At 63.0% G+C, this 15,308-nt stretch carries 17 protein-coding genes; 10 read left to right on the top strand and 7 right to left on the bottom strand.

The window, feature by feature from the left end; translation table 11 throughout:
• Window positions 1–20: 20 nt before the first annotated feature.
• A complete protein-coding gene (locus tag AWB80_RS07025; RefSeq protein ID WP_061173900.1) occupies window positions 21–1,589 on the top strand; it encodes a SulP family inorganic anion transporter in 1,569 nt (522 codons plus the stop codon).
• A 6-nt stretch (window positions 1,590–1,595) separates the two neighbouring features.
• Here AWB80_RS07025 and AWB80_RS07020 read toward each other — a convergent pair whose 3' ends face one another.
• The 5 genes from AWB80_RS07020 to AWB80_RS07000 form a co-directional block, all read right to left on the bottom strand.
• The gene (locus AWB80_RS07020; protein WP_061173899.1) at window positions 1,596–2,420 is read right to left on the bottom strand and encodes an anti-sigma factor family protein; all 825 of its coding nucleotides are present in this window, start codon (window positions 2,418–2,420) and stop codon (window positions 1,596–1,598) included.
• Window positions 2,417–2,935 (bottom strand): RNA polymerase sigma factor, encoded by a 519-nt coding sequence (locus tag AWB80_RS07015; RefSeq protein ID WP_061173898.1) that lies wholly within the window; start codon window positions 2,933–2,935, stop codon window positions 2,417–2,419. The genes AWB80_RS07020 and AWB80_RS07015 overlap by 4 nt, the downstream gene beginning before the upstream one ends.
• Window positions 2,936–2,939: 4 nt before the next feature.
• A complete protein-coding gene (locus AWB80_RS07010) occupies window positions 2,940–3,488 on the bottom strand; it encodes an anti-sigma factor (RefSeq protein WP_087131068.1) in 549 nt (182 codons plus the stop codon).
• A gap of 96 nt (window positions 3,489–3,584) precedes the next feature.
• Window positions 3,585–4,250: an O-methyltransferase gene (locus tag AWB80_RS07005; RefSeq protein WP_061173956.1), complete on the bottom strand. Its 666-nt coding sequence runs from the start codon at window positions 4,248–4,250 to the stop codon at window positions 3,585–3,587.
• Between the two features lie 52 nt (window positions 4,251–4,302).
• A complete protein-coding gene (locus AWB80_RS07000; protein WP_061173896.1) occupies window positions 4,303–5,571 on the bottom strand; it encodes a LysR family transcriptional regulator in 1,269 nt (422 codons plus the stop codon).
• 160 nt (window positions 5,572–5,731) lie between these two features.
• On the opposite strand from AWB80_RS07000, the gene AWB80_RS06995 reads away from it, so the two are divergent.
• Window positions 5,732–6,253, top strand: coding sequence for a universal stress protein (locus AWB80_RS06995; protein ID WP_061173895.1), 522 nt, complete (start codon window positions 5,732–5,734; stop codon window positions 6,251–6,253).
• Here AWB80_RS06995 and AWB80_RS06990 read toward each other — a convergent pair.
• Together AWB80_RS06990 and AWB80_RS06985 are read right to left on the bottom strand one after the other, a co-directional pair.
• Window positions 6,205–6,900, bottom strand: coding sequence for a GntR family transcriptional regulator (locus tag AWB80_RS06990; RefSeq protein WP_244206426.1), 696 nt, complete (start codon window positions 6,898–6,900; stop codon window positions 6,205–6,207). The two genes, AWB80_RS06995 and AWB80_RS06990, sit on opposite strands and share 49 nt — an antisense overlap.
• A gap of 190 nt (window positions 6,901–7,090) precedes the next feature.
• On the bottom strand, window positions 7,091–7,861 hold the full coding sequence (locus AWB80_RS06985) for a glutaredoxin domain-containing protein (protein ID WP_061173894.1): 771 nt from the start codon (window positions 7,859–7,861) through the stop codon (window positions 7,091–7,093).
• Between the two features lie 150 nt (window positions 7,862–8,011).
• On the opposite strand from AWB80_RS06985, the gene AWB80_RS06980 reads away from it, so the two are divergent.
• The 8 genes from AWB80_RS06980 to leuD all read left to right on the top strand — a co-directional run bounded on the left by AWB80_RS06980 (window position 8,012) and on the right by leuD (window position 15,294).
• Entirely contained in the window at window positions 8,012–8,887 is an 876-nt protein-coding gene (locus AWB80_RS06980; protein ID WP_061173893.1) for a LysR family transcriptional regulator, read from the top strand.
• A 49-nt stretch (window positions 8,888–8,936) separates the two neighbouring features.
• Complete coding sequence (locus AWB80_RS06975) at window positions 8,937–9,641, top strand: GntR family transcriptional regulator (RefSeq protein ID WP_087131066.1); 705 nt, start codon at window positions 8,937–8,939, stop codon at window positions 9,639–9,641.
• Between the two features lie 283 nt (window positions 9,642–9,924).
• Entirely contained in the window at window positions 9,925–10,875 is a 951-nt protein-coding gene (locus AWB80_RS06970; RefSeq protein ID WP_087131089.1) for an ABC transporter substrate-binding protein, read from the top strand.
• A gap of 7 nt (window positions 10,876–10,882) precedes the next feature.
• The gene (locus AWB80_RS06965; protein ID WP_061173891.1) at window positions 10,883–11,743 is read left to right on the top strand and encodes an ABC transporter ATP-binding protein; all 861 of its coding nucleotides are present in this window, start codon (window positions 10,883–10,885) and stop codon (window positions 11,741–11,743) included.
• On the top strand, window positions 11,740–12,498 hold the full coding sequence (locus AWB80_RS06960) for an ABC transporter permease (protein ID WP_061173890.1): 759 nt from the start codon (window positions 11,740–11,742) through the stop codon (window positions 12,496–12,498). The genes AWB80_RS06965 and AWB80_RS06960 overlap by 4 nt, the downstream gene beginning before the upstream one ends.
• On the top strand, window positions 12,495–13,271 hold the full coding sequence (locus AWB80_RS06955; RefSeq protein ID WP_061173889.1) for an ABC transporter permease: 777 nt from the start codon (window positions 12,495–12,497) through the stop codon (window positions 13,269–13,271). Before AWB80_RS06960 ends, AWB80_RS06955 begins: the two co-directional genes overlap by 4 nt.
• Window positions 13,272–13,273: 2 nt before the next feature.
• A complete protein-coding gene (gene leuC / locus AWB80_RS06950) occupies window positions 13,274–14,680 on the top strand; it encodes a 3-isopropylmalate dehydratase large subunit (RefSeq protein ID WP_061173888.1) in 1,407 nt (468 codons plus the stop codon).
• On the top strand, window positions 14,677–15,294 hold the full coding sequence (gene leuD / locus AWB80_RS06945) for a 3-isopropylmalate dehydratase small subunit (protein WP_061173887.1): 618 nt from the start codon (window positions 14,677–14,679) through the stop codon (window positions 15,292–15,294). Before leuC ends, leuD begins: the two co-directional genes overlap by 4 nt.
• Window positions 15,295–15,308 lie beyond the last annotated feature (14 nt).

Genomic DNA, 15,308 nt, shown 5'->3' with positions numbered 1-15,308 from the left:
CCCACTCGTTCGAAAAAATCATGAACTCAATTAACCGATTAGCCACTTTTCCGCGTGACCTTTTCGCGGGTACGGTCGTGTTTCTCGTCGCGATGCCGCTGTGTCTCGGCATTGCCAATGCATCCGGCGTCGAGCCGTTCGCCGGGCTTTTGTCCGGCATCATCGGCGGTCTTGTCGTCGCGTTGCTGAGCGGCTCGCAATTGAGCGTGAGCGGTCCGGCTGCGGGTCTGATCGTGATCGTCGTCGATGGCATCGCGGGGCTCGGCAGCTTTTCCGCGTTCCTGCTCGCCGTGCTGCTTTCGGGCGCGATCCAGTTCGGCTTCGGCGTGCTGAAGGCGGGGCGCTTCGCGGCTTATGTGCCGTCATCGGTCATCAAGGGCATGCTTGCCGCCATCGGCCTTTTGCTCGTGATCAAGCAGATTCCGCTTGCTGCGGGCTTTGCCAATGAAGGCGCGCCGGTCGCGAGCGGCCCCGGCATGCTCGGCACGCCGTTCGGTCCGATATCGATGGCCGCGTGCATCGTGGCCGTGATCTCGCTCGCGATGCTGGCAGGCTGGGAAACGCGTGTGATGCGCCGCTTCGCCCTCGTGCGCGCCGTACCCGCTCCGCTCGCAGTGGTCGCGTTCGGCATCGGCATTACGCTGCTGCTCGACTATCTCGCGCCGGGGTTTGCTCCGCCGTCGCAACATCGCGTCGCGTTGCCGTCGATTGAAACGTTTGCGGCGCTCACGAATGCACTGGAATTGCCGAACTTTTCGCAGTTCGTGAATCCCGATGTATGGCGGCTTGCCTTCACGCTTGCCATCGTCGCGAGTCTCGAAACGCTGCTGAGCCTCGAAGCCGTCGAGCAACTCGATCCGAAGAAGCGCGCGGCGCATCCGGATCGCGAACTCAAGGCGCAGGGCATCGGCAACATGATGGCGGGCGCGATCGGCGGCCTGCCGATAACGTCGGTGATCGTGCGCAGTTCAGCGAACGTGAATGCGGGCGCGCAAAGCCGCTGGTCGTCGTTCGTGCATGGCGCGTTGCTGCTCGCGAGTGTCTTCGCGTTGACCAGCGTGATTAACCTGATTCCGCTCGCCTGTCTCGCTGCGATCCTGATCTTCACGGGCCTCAAACTCGCCAAGCCTTCGTTGTTCGCGGCCGTGGCGAAGCAGGGCATGGAGCGCTTTGCGCCGTTCATCGTGACGATTGCAGGCGTGCTGCTGACGGACCTGCTGATGGGCATTCTCCTCGGCATCGCGTGCAGTCTGCTGCTCGCGATCAGCGCGAATGTCAAACGCTCGATCACGATCGCGCAACACGACGATCACTACCTGCTGTCGTTCCGCAAGGACGTATCGTTTCTCGGCAAGGTGACGCTCAAGCATCATCTGCGCACGATTCCCGATGGTGCGACCGTGATCGTCGATGCATCGCGGGCGGACTATATGGACCCTGACGTGCGCGAAGAAATCGATAACTTCGTGGCGGCGGCGCCTTCGCGCGGCATGCATGTCGAATGCAGGAAGCTGCCATCCCCCCGGCCTCAAAGGGACGTGCGCGGAAGATGGCTCCGTGTGAGCAGGCGAGCGATGTCGTCCGAGTAAGCGCGCTCAACCCGGCGTCGATGGCGTCAGTTGCGCGTAGACATCGTGCGCGAGTTCGAGCATCACCTTGCGATCGATGCCGCCTGATACCGCGTAACCGAAATCGCCATCGATCCAGTAGAACACGTTCACCGGGCCATCGCGATACAGCTTGAATGCCGTCGTATTCGTGCTCGTCTTGCGATGCGAGATGCAAAGCGTCACGCGCTCGCCTTTGGCATCGCGATACATGAATTGCGCTGTCGGGCCGTTTTCGCCCGGAAGCAGACGGCCGCCCATGAGTTCGAAGCCGCTTTTCGTGAGCAGCGGCGGATGCACGTCGGTGCCGAGTCTGTCCGACAGATACTGGACGAAGTCCTGGTCGCGATCCTTGCCGATATCATCGGGACGATCGACCGCGGGCATATACACGACATGCGCAAGTGCAGCCTGACGCGCCATGCCTTCCATGCCTTCGGCACTCACGCTGCGCGTATTCGATGCAAGCATGCCCGGTAGCGACACCGCATCCCGCCCCATGTTCACGCCGAACCCAATGCCGATGCCCAGCACGAGCGACGCCGCCATCCCCGCGACATGTGACCAGTTCATCGCGCCGAACCAGCGCCGCTTCTTGAGCGTGCGCAGGCGCGCGGGCATGGGTTCGTTGAGCACGCGGTCGTAGCGCTCATGGAACATGTTGTTCAGCGAAAAGTAGTCGCTCACACGCGCGGCCAGCGCGGGATTGAGTTCGATGGCGCGTTCGACCTGTTCGCGGCGCTCGGGCGAAAGCGCGCCATCGACGTACGCGTGAAGATCGTCTTCGCTGATCGGAGTCTTGTGCTCGTTCATCGCACCACCTTCAATCGGGCGCTGGGTTGCGTGCCCGCCATCAACGCACGCAGGCGCTCGCGACCGCGCGATAGCCGCGACATCACGGTGCCGATGGGAATATCGAGCGCGACCGCCACTTCCGCATAGCTCATCTCTTCCAGCCCGACGAGGAGTACGACTTCCCGCTGTTCGGCGGGCAGCCGCTGCAATGCATAGTCGAGGTCGCGCACTTCGAGCGAGCGCATCTGATTGCCCGGCGCGGCGAACTCGCGCTCGCCGATGTCGTCATCGTCGACGGACACATGCACCGCGCGCGCCGACGCCTTGCGTATCTGATTCACGAATACGTTATGCATGAGGGTGAAAAGCCACGCGCGCAGATCGGTGCCCGCCTCGAACATCGTCGTGCGCGACAGGGCTCGCTCGATCGTGTCCTGCACCAGATCGTCGGCGAGGTCACGGTTGTTCAGAAGCGCGCGCGCATAGCGGCGCAATCGCGGGACATGTTCGATCAGTTCGTCACGGATGGCCATCGCGCTATCCGTTGTCTTGCTGGCGCACGAGCGTCAGCGCGTCGGCGGCGCGCATGAGTCCGTGCGTGTCCGCTCGTCCGCCGAGCACGTAACGCTTGCCGCCGGCAATCCACGAAAGCAGCCGGATATCGCCCACGCGTTGCGCGCTCCAGTGCGGCTCATCGCTCGCGAATGGCGCGGCGGCGATCAGCAGGATGACCGCATTGCCGTCCGCGTTGCGGTAATCGAGTTCGTCGATATGCGTGAACTTGCCCGCAGGTCGCGTCCGGGTTGCGATCAATTCGAGCCCGACAGGCGTCAGTTCGATGAAATGCGGATCGTGCGACACGACCGGCCGCACGTTCGCGCCGTCATGCCTCGATGTCTCCATCAAGGCCATGACCGCGGCGGCATCGAGCATGTCGGCGGAAACGTGCGTCGCCGCGCACCAGCCGACGGCGGCGGCGGCCATGCTCGCGGCGATCAGTGCGTTGCGCCACGCGCTGCGCATGCGCCCGCAACGGCGGCCGTCTGCGAAGGCTGGAATGTCTCGTCGGTCGAGCGAGTCGTTCATGTTGGTGCATCGATATTTGCAGGCTCTCGATGCGCTAACATGCCGGACGAACGTTTTATTCCCTCAGCCGGCCGATTATTTTCAAAGCCTGCATGATCAGGACACGATCGAAACCGAAAATCCGTCCCATCCCTTGGTGCCGACCGTCTGTATCGCCGTGGAGGACACATGCGCATCCGCGGCGAGCATGTCGAAGAAGCGGCGCACACCGATGACGTCCGGGTCAATGCTATCCGCATCCTCGACGCGGCCTTGACGAACGACATTGTCCGCGACGATCACCGTTCCGGCCCGGCTCAGTCGCAGCACCAGACGCAGATAAGCCGGATAGCTTTGCTTGTCGGCATCGAGAAAGATGAAATCGAAAGGCGGAATGCCGTCGCGCACGAAGGCTTCGAGCGTATCGACTGCATCGCCGACGATCACCGACACCACGCCCGACAGTCCCGCACGTTCGATATTCCCGCGCGCGACGTCCGCATGATGTTCGACGGCTTCGAGCGTGAGCAAGGTGCCGTCGACGGGCAGGGCGCGCGCGAGCCAGATGGTGCTGTAGCCACCGAGCGTGCCGAGTTCGAGAATCCGCCGCGCGCCGCTCATGCGCGCGAGCATCTGTAGCAGCTTGCCCTGATTCGGCGCGACGCTGATCGCCGGAAGTCCCGCTTGCGTGCTGGCTTTCAAGGCCGCTTCGAGCGCTTCGTCGGGTGTTTGCGTGCGGTCGCACAGGTACTCGTCCATCGCGGTCCATTGCTGCTCGTTCATCGCATCTCCTTGGACGTTGCCGGGAATCGCGTCGACGGACGCGATAAACAATTCAGATGGCGGCTCGGGCGATGGCAGCCGCTTCGCGTCGCATTTCATGGCCGAGCCGATCGACGGTCAATCGGATTGCATCGATCAACACGCGCGCCGCCGGCGATGGCGTTCCGCCCGCGCGCATCGTGAGCCCGATTTCCCGTCGCGTGTTCTGCAGCGGAATGTCCATCACCACGAGCTGGCCCGATTCGCATTCGTAGTGCAGTTGTTGCGCGGACACGGCGGCGAGCATGTCCGTGTGCATCAACAGGCCGCGAATGACGGCGAGGTCCGCGGTTTCGACGCTCGGCATCGGCGGCTTCAACTTCCAGCGTTTGAACTGCGACTCGAACATGCCGCGCGCGGGCGCCTGACTGCGCGGCAGAATCCATTGCGCGGCGATCAGGTCCTTGAGCGTGAGTCCGTTCGCGCTCGCAAGCGGATGCCCACGCCGCGCGATCACGACGATGTCTTCCGACATCAGCCGCTCGTTGACGAGTCCACTCGATGCATCGTTCTGACGCAGCGCGCCGAGCACGAAGTCGATATCGCCCGATCGCAATCCGGCGACCAGCGTTTCGTACGAACTCTCGTCGGTCACGATGCGCACGCCCGGATACTGCGCGGCCACGCGTGCGATCGCGCCCGGCAGGATCAGCGTTCTGCCGAGCGGCAGCGCACCGACGGTGACATAACCTTGAATCGTGCCGCGCAAGGCCGCGAGATCGTCGGGGATGTGGCGCAGTTCGTTGAGCGCGCGGCGTACGTGCAGCACGAAGGTTTCGCCTTCGCTCGTGAGCAGCAGTCCGCGCGGGCTGCGATAGAACAGTTGCATGCCCGCGCCCGTTTCCATGATGCGGATCGCGCTGCTCACGGCCGGCTGGCTCAAGCCGAGCGTTTGCGCCGCGCTCGGCATATGTCGATGGCGCGCGAGCGCGGAAAACAGTTGCAGCCGCCGCGTGTTCAGAAGAAAAGCGGGGAGCGTGCCGCCCGTCGCGGTGCGGCGGCGCGACTGCCGCGCCGCGCACCATTGCGCCAGTTCCTCCAGCTCGCCGAAGATGCGTTCGCAGCGCAACAGCACGGCGCGCCCCGCTGGCGTCGGCAGCATGCCCGAGGGGCGGCGCTCCAGAAGTGTTTCGCCGACAGCAGCTTCGAGTTCCTGCAGCGAGCGCGTGACCGCCGATTGCGCGCGGAATAGCGCGGCGGCGGCGCGTGTGGCGCTGCCGGTTTGCGCGACGAGACGAAAGGCGCGCAGATACGCGAGGTTGAGCAGTTCGCGATTGTCCATGTGCGAAAGATCGATTCGAAGCCATCAGTTTGATTTATCGCATCGTAACGCTTCCCGAGGCGCACGCTCACTTTCCGCTAATTGTGCGCGCCGATCATGACGACATGCAGAACAACGGGCGCCCGCGAAAGGCGCCGTCCAATGATCGGAGGGTTGTGTCATGTACCAGCATATTCTTGTCGCCGTGGGACCGGGCTTCAGCGAAGCCGCCTTGTCGAGCGCCATCGCCCGCGCGCGCGAAAGCGAGGCGCGCCTGACCGTGTTGCATGTGATCGATTCCGCGCCGTGGTGGGCAGGTTGGCAGTGGGACAGCCTGTGCGACACGCAGTCGCTCGTCAATCAGCTTGCGCTCGTGATTCGCCGCAGCAGCGAGAAGCGGCTTCGGCACGCGGGCATCGAAGCAGAGTGGGTCACGCGCACGCTGCCCGCGGATGGCCGCAGCATCGGCCGCGTGATCGCGGCTGAGGCCAATCGCCTCGATGCGGATCTCGTCGTGCTCGGCGCGAACAAGCGCGGCTTCCATAGCCTCGGTGTGAATCACGTGCGCAATGTCGTGTGCCGTCACACGGATAGGGAAGTGTTGATCGCGAGCGCGTGCGAGTCGGAGCAGGCGAATCTCGTCGACACGCGCGATCAGACGTCGAGCACTCTGAAGCGTTGCAATGCTTCGATTTGCGTCTGAAGATTGCGCGCGCGATCGTTGCGGCAAAGCGCTTGCGCCGATGACGCATCGCCTTGCCGCAACGCTTCGACGATTGCGCGCAAGGCTTGCGCTTGCGATTCGTCGAGATCGATGAGCCGCAGCGTCAGCTCGCGCACGCGTCGCAGCTGATCCGAGCATTCACCGACGATCTGCGTGAGACGCGGGTTATCGCTCAGTTCGATGAGGCGCGCATAAAAGGCTTCACGCGCGATGGACCACGCGTCGCGATCCTGCTTCGCGAAGGCGCGGTCCATTTCGATGCACGCTTTTTCCAGCGCTTTCAGTTCGCGCGCGCCAGGCTTGCGCGCGGCGATCGCTGCGGCAGCCGTGGCTTCGAGGCTCGTCTGCACCTGAAACACTTCTTCGATATCCGCCATCGAAATATTGCGCACGCGCACGCCGTGCCGGGGAATGATCTGCACGAGATGCTCGTTCTGCAGACGAATGAGCGCTTCGCGCACGGGCGTGCGGCTCACGCCGAACATTTCGACGAGTTCCTGTTCGAGCATCTGCGTGCCGGGCCGCAAGTCGTTGCTGAGAATTCTTTCTCGCAGCGCCTGATAGACCGTGTCGGTCGATTTCTCGCGCGCTTTGCTGATCGCTTCGGCGGTTCGGGCTTGAGCCATGGGGCATTCCGAAAACATTGCCGTCGATGCACGGACGAAATGTCTGTCGGGCTCTTGATAAAGGCCGGCAGACGGAATGCCATCATTATATGAAAACAAAATCGCCGTATCGCTCAATGTATACGTTAGCGCACGACAAAAAGCCGCCCCGTGAAGGGGCGGCTTGAAAGGGCGTGCGCGAGCGTGGCGATCACTTATCCCAGACTTCTTCCGGCAGCGGCAAGCCTCCGAGGTCGTCCGCCGTCAATGGACGATCAACCGTCACGCCGTCGCTTTCCAGCATCAGCATGACTTGTCGCGTGTGTTGGGCGCTATGCCATGCGGTGCGTTCGAGCACTTCGTGCATCGAGCGTCGGCCATAGTAGGTCGGTACGTCATAAGTGAGCGAGCGGTCGGACTCGTGTTCCCACCAGTCGAGCAGTTGCGCGCGTACACCTTCGCCCCAGCGCGCGATATCTTCCGCCTGCCATTCCTGCGGCGGCACATCGTCGAAACCTTCGAAGCGCAATTCGATCTGATGCGCGGCCTGCACGCCCATTTCAGCGACGCGAAATACGTGAAACGTCAAACCGGCCGGCGTGCGATTGCGATTCCGAAAGGGCTTGCGAAAGTATTCGACGCCGAATTGCCGCGCATAGCGCGCATTCGCTTCGAGAACATGCGCGAGCTTCCTGACAAGTTGTTCAGGCGGCAGAGGCGGCGTCGGCGTGGTCTTGAGATCGAGGAAACGGATCACGTCGTTGATCGACTGGCATAGCGTGTACTTCGTCCCCAGCGCGACCACGGGCACGCTGCGCGCGCCGAGCGCCGCGAGTGCCGCGCGACCCTCGGGATCGTTGTGCACGTCGATCGATTCGAACGCTATGCCCTGGCGCGTGAGAAATTCTTTCGTGCGCAAGCACGACGAACAGCCCGGTTGCCAGAACACGCGGATTCGTGTGGCGCTTGCGACGTCTTGCATGATGGTTCCTTCGAATCGTGCCTGATTCAAGGCATTTTCGATCACGCGACCGACACGGCAAAGCAATGCTTCGTCATGCCGGCATCGCCACGGACGATGGCAAGCGTACTTTAAGTACACTGCCGACGTGTCCTCCATGCAAACCAGCCCATGCCGCCGATCGATCCGCTTTCGCTGAGACTCTTCCTCGCCGTCATCGATGCGGGCACGATCGCCGCGGCCGCGCAGCGCGAACACATAGCGGCGGCGGCCGTGAGCAGACGCATCAGCGAAGTGGAAGCGATGTTCGGCGTGCCGCTGTTGCACCGCACGAACAAGGGCGTCGAGCCGACCGAAGCGGGAGAGCGGCTCGCGGCGCTTGCGCATCGTGCATTGCATCAATTCGACGATATCGCCGTGCAGATGCGCGACTTCGCGAGCGGCACGAGCGGCATCGTACGCATTGCCGCGAACATATCGTCGATCGTGCAGTTTCTGCCGCGCGATATCCAGTCGTTTGCGGCGCGCCATCCGAACGTGCGCATCCAGCTCGATGAAAAGCCGAGCGCGCAGGTCGTGCGCGCGGTCGCGGACAACGCGGCGGATATCGGCGTTTTCACGTCCGTGCCGCACGGCCATGCGATCCACGCTATTCCGTATCGCACGGACAACCTCGTGCTCGTGACGCCGCCGGGGCACGCATTGGCGCAAGCGCGCTCGATTGCTTTCGCCGATTCGCTCGATGAAGAGTTCGTCGCCTTGCCCGCCGATACCGCGATCAGCCAGCGCCTCACGCGAGCGGCGAACGAACGCGGACGTTCGGTGCGTGTGCGCATTCAGGTGTCGAGTTACGACGCGCAATGTCTGATGATCGAAGCGGGATTGGGCCTTGGCGTGATGCCCGAGGCGGTGGCGAGACAACACGCGCTCGCCATCGTCGCATTGAGCGATGCCTGGGCCGCGCGCGAACTGCTCATCGGCGTGCGCTCGCTCGATGCGTTGCCGGAGGCGTGCAGGAAACTCGTCGCGCATCTCACGAACGGTTGATGCGGTGCTAACATCGGCGCACAGCCGGTCTTCCCTGGAGACTTCAAGCATGGCCGCCATATCGAACGATCAGCCCGTCGAAAGCGCGAGGCCAGCGAGACGCAACACGACCGAGCTTGCTTATCGCGAGTTGCGTCGGCGGATCATCGAAAGCGAATTGACGCCGGGTTCGTATCTGCTCGAACAGGAACTCGGGCTGATGCTCGGCTTCAGCCGCACGCCGATCCGCGAAGCCGCGCTGCGTCTGCAAGGCGAGGGACTCGTGCAGATCGTGCCGCGTCACGGCATCCGCATCGTGCCCACGTCGATCTCCGATATCAAACACATCTATCAAGTGCTGATCAGCCTCGAATCGACGGCGGCGGCGCTCGTTGCTACGCGAAAGAGCGTGGATCTCGCGCCGCTCGTCGACGCATGCAAGACGATGACCGCCGCGCTCGAACGCGCCGACATGCTCGCGTGGGCCGAAGCGGACGAGGTCTTTCACGAGACGCTTGTCGCGTTGAGCGGCAATGCGCGGCTGCATGGCATCGTCATGAATTGCCGCGACCAGGTGCATCGCGTGCGACGCTTCACGCAGATGGTCAAGGCACATCCGCAGCCATCGAAGTCGATACAGGAACACTACGACATCATCGATGCAATGCGTTGCGGCGACGCAGCGAAGGCGAGCGAGCTATATCGCGCTCACCGCGAACGCGGCTGGCGGGACCAGACCAGCGTGCTGCAACAATTCGGCATTCAGCAAGCCTGATTCAAACCTCGCGCCAGCTTCGACGAGGGTATGTACGCCCTTCGTGAATCTGGACTTTTGCGAATTTAATGCATACATTAACTTGCACGGTTAAGCGATACAGCCGTGCGAGCGCTGCCCCACGTGCGTAGCGCTCATGCAGATTGATACCTCCAGAGCAGGTCCGAAAACCACAGTGCGGCCGCATGGCGCCGAGCACGTTGCGAGACCGCCGATCATGGATGGAGACGCCTACATGTTTGCGCCTGGAAAGATCGCGCGATTCGCGCGCGGTGCCTGTCTCATGTCTCTCGCGGCTGCGATGGTCTGCAGTATCGGCGCGCGCGCCGCGCCGCTCACCGTCACGCACTGGGGCGACGGCATGTACGGCGTGCCCTTCGCGGTCGCGATGGAAAAGGGCTTCTTCAAGGAAGAGGGCGTCGACGTGACGGGCTTCATCACATCCGAAGGCGGCGGCACCACCGTGCGCAATGCGATGGCGTCCGAGATTCCCTATGGCGAAGTCGCGCTGCCCGCGGCGATCTCGGCGGTGAAGCAGGGCGTCGACCTGACCATCGTGCATGGCGGCGTGCAGAGCCTCGCCGATCTCGTCTGGGTCGAGCAGAAGAACGGCACGATCACCAACATCCAGCAGATGAAAGGCAAGACCATCGGCTATAGCAGCCCGAAGTCGACCACCGATACGGTCGTCACCATCGCGCTCGATCGCGCGGGTTTGACAGGGCAGGTGCAGCGCAAGCCGGTCGGCAGTTCGAGCGGCATGCTGACTTCGTTGCAGCAAGGCGCGGTCGATGTGGCGTACATGACGGAACCATCGTATAGCGCGAAGAAGGATCAGTTGCGCATCGCGTTCAGATCGACGGATATCGTGCCGAATGAAACGCAAACGGTCGGCATCGTGCGCACCGATTATCTGAAGGCGCATCCCGAAGTGATCAAAGGCATCATCAAGGCGCGACGCAAGGCCGTGCAGTACATGATGGCGCATCGCGACGAGGCCGGGCAGATTCTGGCGAAGCAGTACAAGATGGACCCGGCCGTAGCGGCCTCCGCGCTCAACAACGTGCTGGACTCCGACCCGAAGTACTGGAGCGAAGGCAGCTTCGATCGCAAGAGCATGGACGAAGTGCTCAAGGGCCTGATTCTCGTGAAGGCGATTCCCGAAGGCCCGTTCGACTGGTCGAAGATCGTCGACGAATCGCTGCTTCCCGCCGATCTGCAAACGAAGAAGTGAGGCTGCGATGAGCGTGTTGTCACGTCGCACGAAGATATCGGTCGTATCGCGCGATCCTGCTTCACAGGACGCCGAGCGCGTTCAGGCGCGTCTCACCGATGTCACGCGCATCTATCCCGGCGCTGCGGGCAAGCCGCCGTTTCACGCGCTCGGTCCCGTGAGCCTCGAATTGCGCGCGGGCGAGTTCTTCTCGGTCGTCGGGCCATCGGGTTGCGGCAAATCGACCTTGCTCGATGTGCTCGCCGGCCTGAATCCCGCAAGCGGCGGCACGGTCGAGTTCGAAGGCAACCCCGTGGGACGTGAAGTGCCGGATGGCGTCGCGGTCGTGTTTCAGGAAGACGCGAGCTTTCCGTGGCTCAACGTATTCGACAACGCCGCATTTGCCGCGCGCCGCGCGGGCGTGGCGGAGAACGAAGTGCGCGAGCGTGTCGATCATGCGTTGTCGTTCATGGGCCTGAAGTCGTTTGCGCGCGCGTATCCGGCGCAATTATCGGGCGGCATGCGACAGCGCGTCTGCATCGCGCGCGCGATGTGCGTGCGTCCGCGCCTGATGCTGCTCGACGAACCGTTCGGCGCGCTCGATCAGCAAACGCGTCTGCTGATGGGCGACGAAATGCTGAAGCTGTGGCGCGATACCGGCGCGACCGTCATGCTCATCACGCATTCGATCGATGAAGCGGTGCTGCTGTCGGATCGCATCGGCGTGATGTCGGCGTGTCCGGGCCGCTTCATCGCGACCATCGAAACTGGGTGGACGCGCCTGCGCGACAGCAAGATCGCACTCGATCCGCGCTTCGGTGAACTCACCGCGCAAGTGTGGGGCCTGTTGCGCGACGAAGCGTTGAAAGCGCTCGGGAGCAGGCCGTGAACGAGGCCGCGCGCTGGCGCATCGGGCTCGTCGTCGCATTCATCGCGCTGCTGGAAATCGCGACGCGTCTCGCGTGGATCAATCCCGTCTCGTTCATTCCGCCTTCGCGCATGGCGGTCAGTGCGTGGGACATCATCACGTCAGGGCAATACACCATCGATATCGCGCAGACGCTCGGCAGCGCGCTGGCGGCCGTGGCGCTGGCCGTGGTCGTCGGCTTCTTCGGCGGCGTGCTGCTGTTCCGTTTGCCGCGCCTGCGCCGGGTGCTCGATCCCTTGCTGCTTTCGTATTACGCGGTGCCGGTGTTCGTGCTGTATCCGATTCTCATCGTGATCTTCGGGCTGAACCGCTGGCCGCTCGTCGGCATCGGCTTTCTGTTCGCCGTCGTAGCGATGGCGGTGAACACGCTCAACGGGTTGGAGCGCGTGCCCCGTGTGCTCTTGCGCACCGCGCGCGTATGCCGGCTGAGCACGCTCGATGAAATTCGTCTGATCACGCTGCCTTCGAGCCTGCCGTTCGTGTTCACCGGAATCAAGCTGACGGTGGTGTACGCGTTCATCGCGGTCGTCGCGGGCGAGTTCGTATTGTCGGGCTCCGGCTTCGGCTATCAGATCGCATTCGCCTACAACGCATTCGACAATCCGACGATGTACGGCCTCATGCTGCTGATGCTCGTCTTCGTCACGACCATCAACGGCTTGCTGCGCCAGGCTGAAAAGCGCCTGTACCGGCGCATCAGAAGGGAGGCGGCATGAGTACTGTCGTCATCACGCACGGCACGAGAACGCGACATGCGCAACGCTGGACCGATGCGCTCGTGCTGATCGTCGTGCTCGTCGCGCTGTGGCAGATTCTGAGCGAAGCGCTCGGCCCGGATGTGCTGACCACGCCCGCGCATACCGTGCAGCGCGCGATGCATATCGTCAGTGATGCTGATTTTCCTGCGAGCCTGTACGTGACCTCGCTTGCGTTCGCCTCGGCGTTCGCGATATCGGCGGTCGCGGGCGTCTGCCTCGGCCTGCTGCTCGGCGCGCGCCGCATGGCCGGCGAAGTCATGGAGCCGCTGATGATGGGCTTCTATTCGATCCCGAAGGTCACGCTCTATCCGGTCGTGCTGCTCGCATGCGGTCTCGGGTTATGGGCGAAGATCGTCTTCGGCGTGATGCATGGCATCGTGCCGATCACGCTCTTCACGATGAACGCGGTGCGCAACATGCCGCCGATCTACGCGCGCGCGGCGAAGACGTACCGCATGAGTCCGGGCGATTTCGCACGCCATGTGCTTTTTCCGGCATGCGTGCCGGAAGTGGTGTCGGGTTTGCGTATCGGCTTTTCGCTGACGCTGCTCGGCACGCTGATCGGCGAAATGTTCGCATCGCAGAGCGGCATCGGAAGAATGCTGATGATCGCGATGAACCGCAACGAAACCAGCACGATCATGGCGCTCGCGCTGATGCTCTTCGTCTTCGCCACGCTCGTCAACATGCTGTTCCTTGCCTGGCAACGTCATCTCACGCATAGCGACTGATCATGAAAACGCTTTTCGACAAGCTGTGGGACAGCCACACGATCGCGCATCTCGCGGGCGGAATCGATCTGCTGCAAGTGGATCGCCATCTGATGCACGAGCTGACGGGCGTGGAAGCCGTGCGCGTGCTGGAGCAGCGTAACCTGAGCGTGGACAGCCCCGCGCTTACCTTCGCGACGCTCGATCATGTCATCTCGACGAAGCCGGGCCGCCGCGCAGGCGATGCCGAATGGGCCACCGATATGGTCGATGCGATGCGCGATCAGATGGCGCATCACGCGATTCCCATCTTCGATATCGGCAGCGACGGACAGCAAGGCATCGTGCATGTGATCGGGCCGGAGCTCGGGCTTTCGCTGCCGGGCACGTCGATCGTCTGCGCGGACAGTCACACCTGCACGCACGGCGCGATGGGCGCGCTCGCATTTGGCATCGGTTCGACGGAAGTCGTGCATGTGCTCGCAACGCAAACCATTCGCCAGAAGCGGCCGAAGACGATGCGCGTGCGCTTCGACGGCCGCGTGCGCGAAGGCGTCAGCGCCAAGGACATGATTCTGTATGTGATCGGCAAGATCGGCGCGGCGGGCGGAACGGGGCATGCTGTCGAGTACGCGGGCGAAGCGATCGAAGCCTTGTCGATGGAAGGGCGCCTCACGTTGTGCAACCTGAGCATCGAACTGGGCGCGAAGTTCGGACTCATCGCACCCGATGAGACAACGTTCGCCTATCTGCGCGATAAACCATACGCACCGCAAGGCGCGCGGTTCGACGCCGTACTCGCTGACTGGAAAGCGCTCGCAACGGATGAAGGCGCACACTTTGACCGCGAGGTGACCATCGATGCCTCGGCGATTCGCGTGCAAGTGACGTGGGGCACGAGTCCCGAACATGTGATCGCACTCGACGACGCGGTTCCCGATCCGGCGACGCTCACGGATGAATCGCGTCGCCAGGCGGCGCAGAACGCGATCGATTACATGGGCGTGCGCGCGGGACAGCATCTCGATGAGCTTGCCGTGGACCGCGTGTTCATCGGCTCGTGCACGAATAGCCGCATCGAGGATTTGCGCGCGGCGGCGCGCGTCGTCGATGGACAGCATGTCGCGCGCCATGTGAAGGCTTGGGTCGTGCCGGGTTCACTCACGATCGCGCGTCAGGCCCATGATGAAGGGCTCGACGAGATATTTCGTGCGGCAGGCTTCGAATGGCGCGAGCCGGGCTGCTCGATGTGCGTCGGCGCGAATGGCGATGTCGTCGGGCGTGGAGAGCGTTGCGTCTCGACGTCGAATCGCAATTTCATCGGCAGACAAGGGCCGGGCGCGCGCACGCATCTCGCGAGTCCCGCGGTTGCCGCCGCCAGCGCGCTCGCTGGGCATATCGCCGCGCCGCAGGCAGGAGCATCGCGATGAAAGCTGTCACGACGATCACGGGCCCGGCCGCGCCGCTCTTGCGCGACAACATCGATACGGACCTCATCATTCGTATCGAACGCATTTCGCAACTGAAGCGCGGGCAGCTCGGGCCTTATCTGCTGGAAACATTGCGCTACCGCGGCGATGGACCATCAAGCGGCCTGCGTGAAGACTTCGTGCTGAATCAGCCTGCGTTCGTCGATGCATGCACGATCCTCGGCGGCAAGAATTTCGGCTGCGGCAGCTCGCGCGAGATGGCGGTATGGGCGCTCGAGGAAGCGGGCATTCGCTGCGTGATCGCGCCGTCGTTCGGCGACATCTTCTTCAACAACTGTCTGCAGAACGGCTTGCTACCGGCGCAACTCGATGCGAACGCGATCGAGCGCATCGCGGCAGCTTCAGGCGATGGCGCGCATGTCGATGTCGATCTGCGCGCGCTCGAAATACGCGCGCCGGGACTGGAAGCGATTCGCTTCGAATTCGACGCAGCGCAACGCGATGCGCTGCTCGAAGGACTCGACGAAATCGACCAGACACGACGCTTCGCAGAACAGATCAATCGCTTTCGCGCCGATGACCAAAAGGCGCGCGGCTGGGCTTACCTTGCCTGACTTCCGGAGACTCA

Source organism: Caballeronia pedi (assembly GCF_001544915.2).
GTDB classification, from domain to species: Bacteria; Pseudomonadota; Gammaproteobacteria; order Burkholderiales; family Burkholderiaceae; genus Caballeronia; species Caballeronia pedi.
This window is presented reverse-complemented; position numbering and strand designations above follow the sequence as displayed.

Coding starts and splice junctions, on each gene's coding strand:
- AWB80_RS07025 (WP_061173900.1), top strand. CDS start 21: ATGAACTCAATTAACCGATTAGCCACTTTTCCGCGTGACCTTTTCGCG.
- AWB80_RS07020 (WP_061173899.1), bottom strand. CDS start 2,420: ATGAACGAGCACAAGACTCCGATCAGCGAAGACGATCTTCACGCGTAC.
- AWB80_RS07015 (WP_061173898.1), bottom strand. CDS start 2,935: ATGGCCATCCGTGACGAACTGATCGAACATGTCCCGCGATTGCGCCGC.
- AWB80_RS07010 (WP_087131068.1), bottom strand. CDS start 3,488: ATGAACGACTCGCTCGACCGACGAGACATTCCAGCCTTCGCAGACGGC.
- AWB80_RS07005 (WP_061173956.1), bottom strand. CDS start 4,250: ATGAACGAGCAGCAATGGACCGCGATGGACGAGTACCTGTGCGACCGC.
- AWB80_RS07000 (WP_061173896.1), bottom strand. CDS start 5,571: ATGGACAATCGCGAACTGCTCAACCTCGCGTATCTGCGCGCCTTTCGT.
- AWB80_RS06995 (WP_061173895.1), top strand. CDS start 5,732: ATGTACCAGCATATTCTTGTCGCCGTGGGACCGGGCTTCAGCGAAGCC.
- AWB80_RS06990 (WP_244206426.1), bottom strand. CDS start 6,900: ATGGCTCAAGCCCGAACCGCCGAAGCGATCAGCAAAGCGCGCGAGAAA.
- AWB80_RS06985 (WP_061173894.1), bottom strand. CDS start 7,861: ATGCAAGACGTCGCAAGCGCCACACGAATCCGCGTGTTCTGGCAACCG.
- AWB80_RS06980 (WP_061173893.1), top strand. CDS start 8,012: ATGCCGCCGATCGATCCGCTTTCGCTGAGACTCTTCCTCGCCGTCATC.
- AWB80_RS06975 (WP_087131066.1), top strand. CDS start 8,937: ATGGCCGCCATATCGAACGATCAGCCCGTCGAAAGCGCGAGGCCAGCG.
- AWB80_RS06970 (WP_087131089.1), top strand. CDS start 9,925: ATGTCTCTCGCGGCTGCGATGGTCTGCAGTATCGGCGCGCGCGCCGCG.
- AWB80_RS06965 (WP_061173891.1), top strand. CDS start 10,883: ATGAGCGTGTTGTCACGTCGCACGAAGATATCGGTCGTATCGCGCGAT.
- AWB80_RS06955 (WP_061173889.1), top strand. CDS start 12,495: ATGAGTACTGTCGTCATCACGCACGGCACGAGAACGCGACATGCGCAA.
- leuC (WP_061173888.1), top strand. CDS start 13,274: ATGAAAACGCTTTTCGACAAGCTGTGGGACAGCCACACGATCGCGCAT.
- leuD (WP_061173887.1), top strand. CDS start 14,677: ATGAAAGCTGTCACGACGATCACGGGCCCGGCCGCGCCGCTCTTGCGC.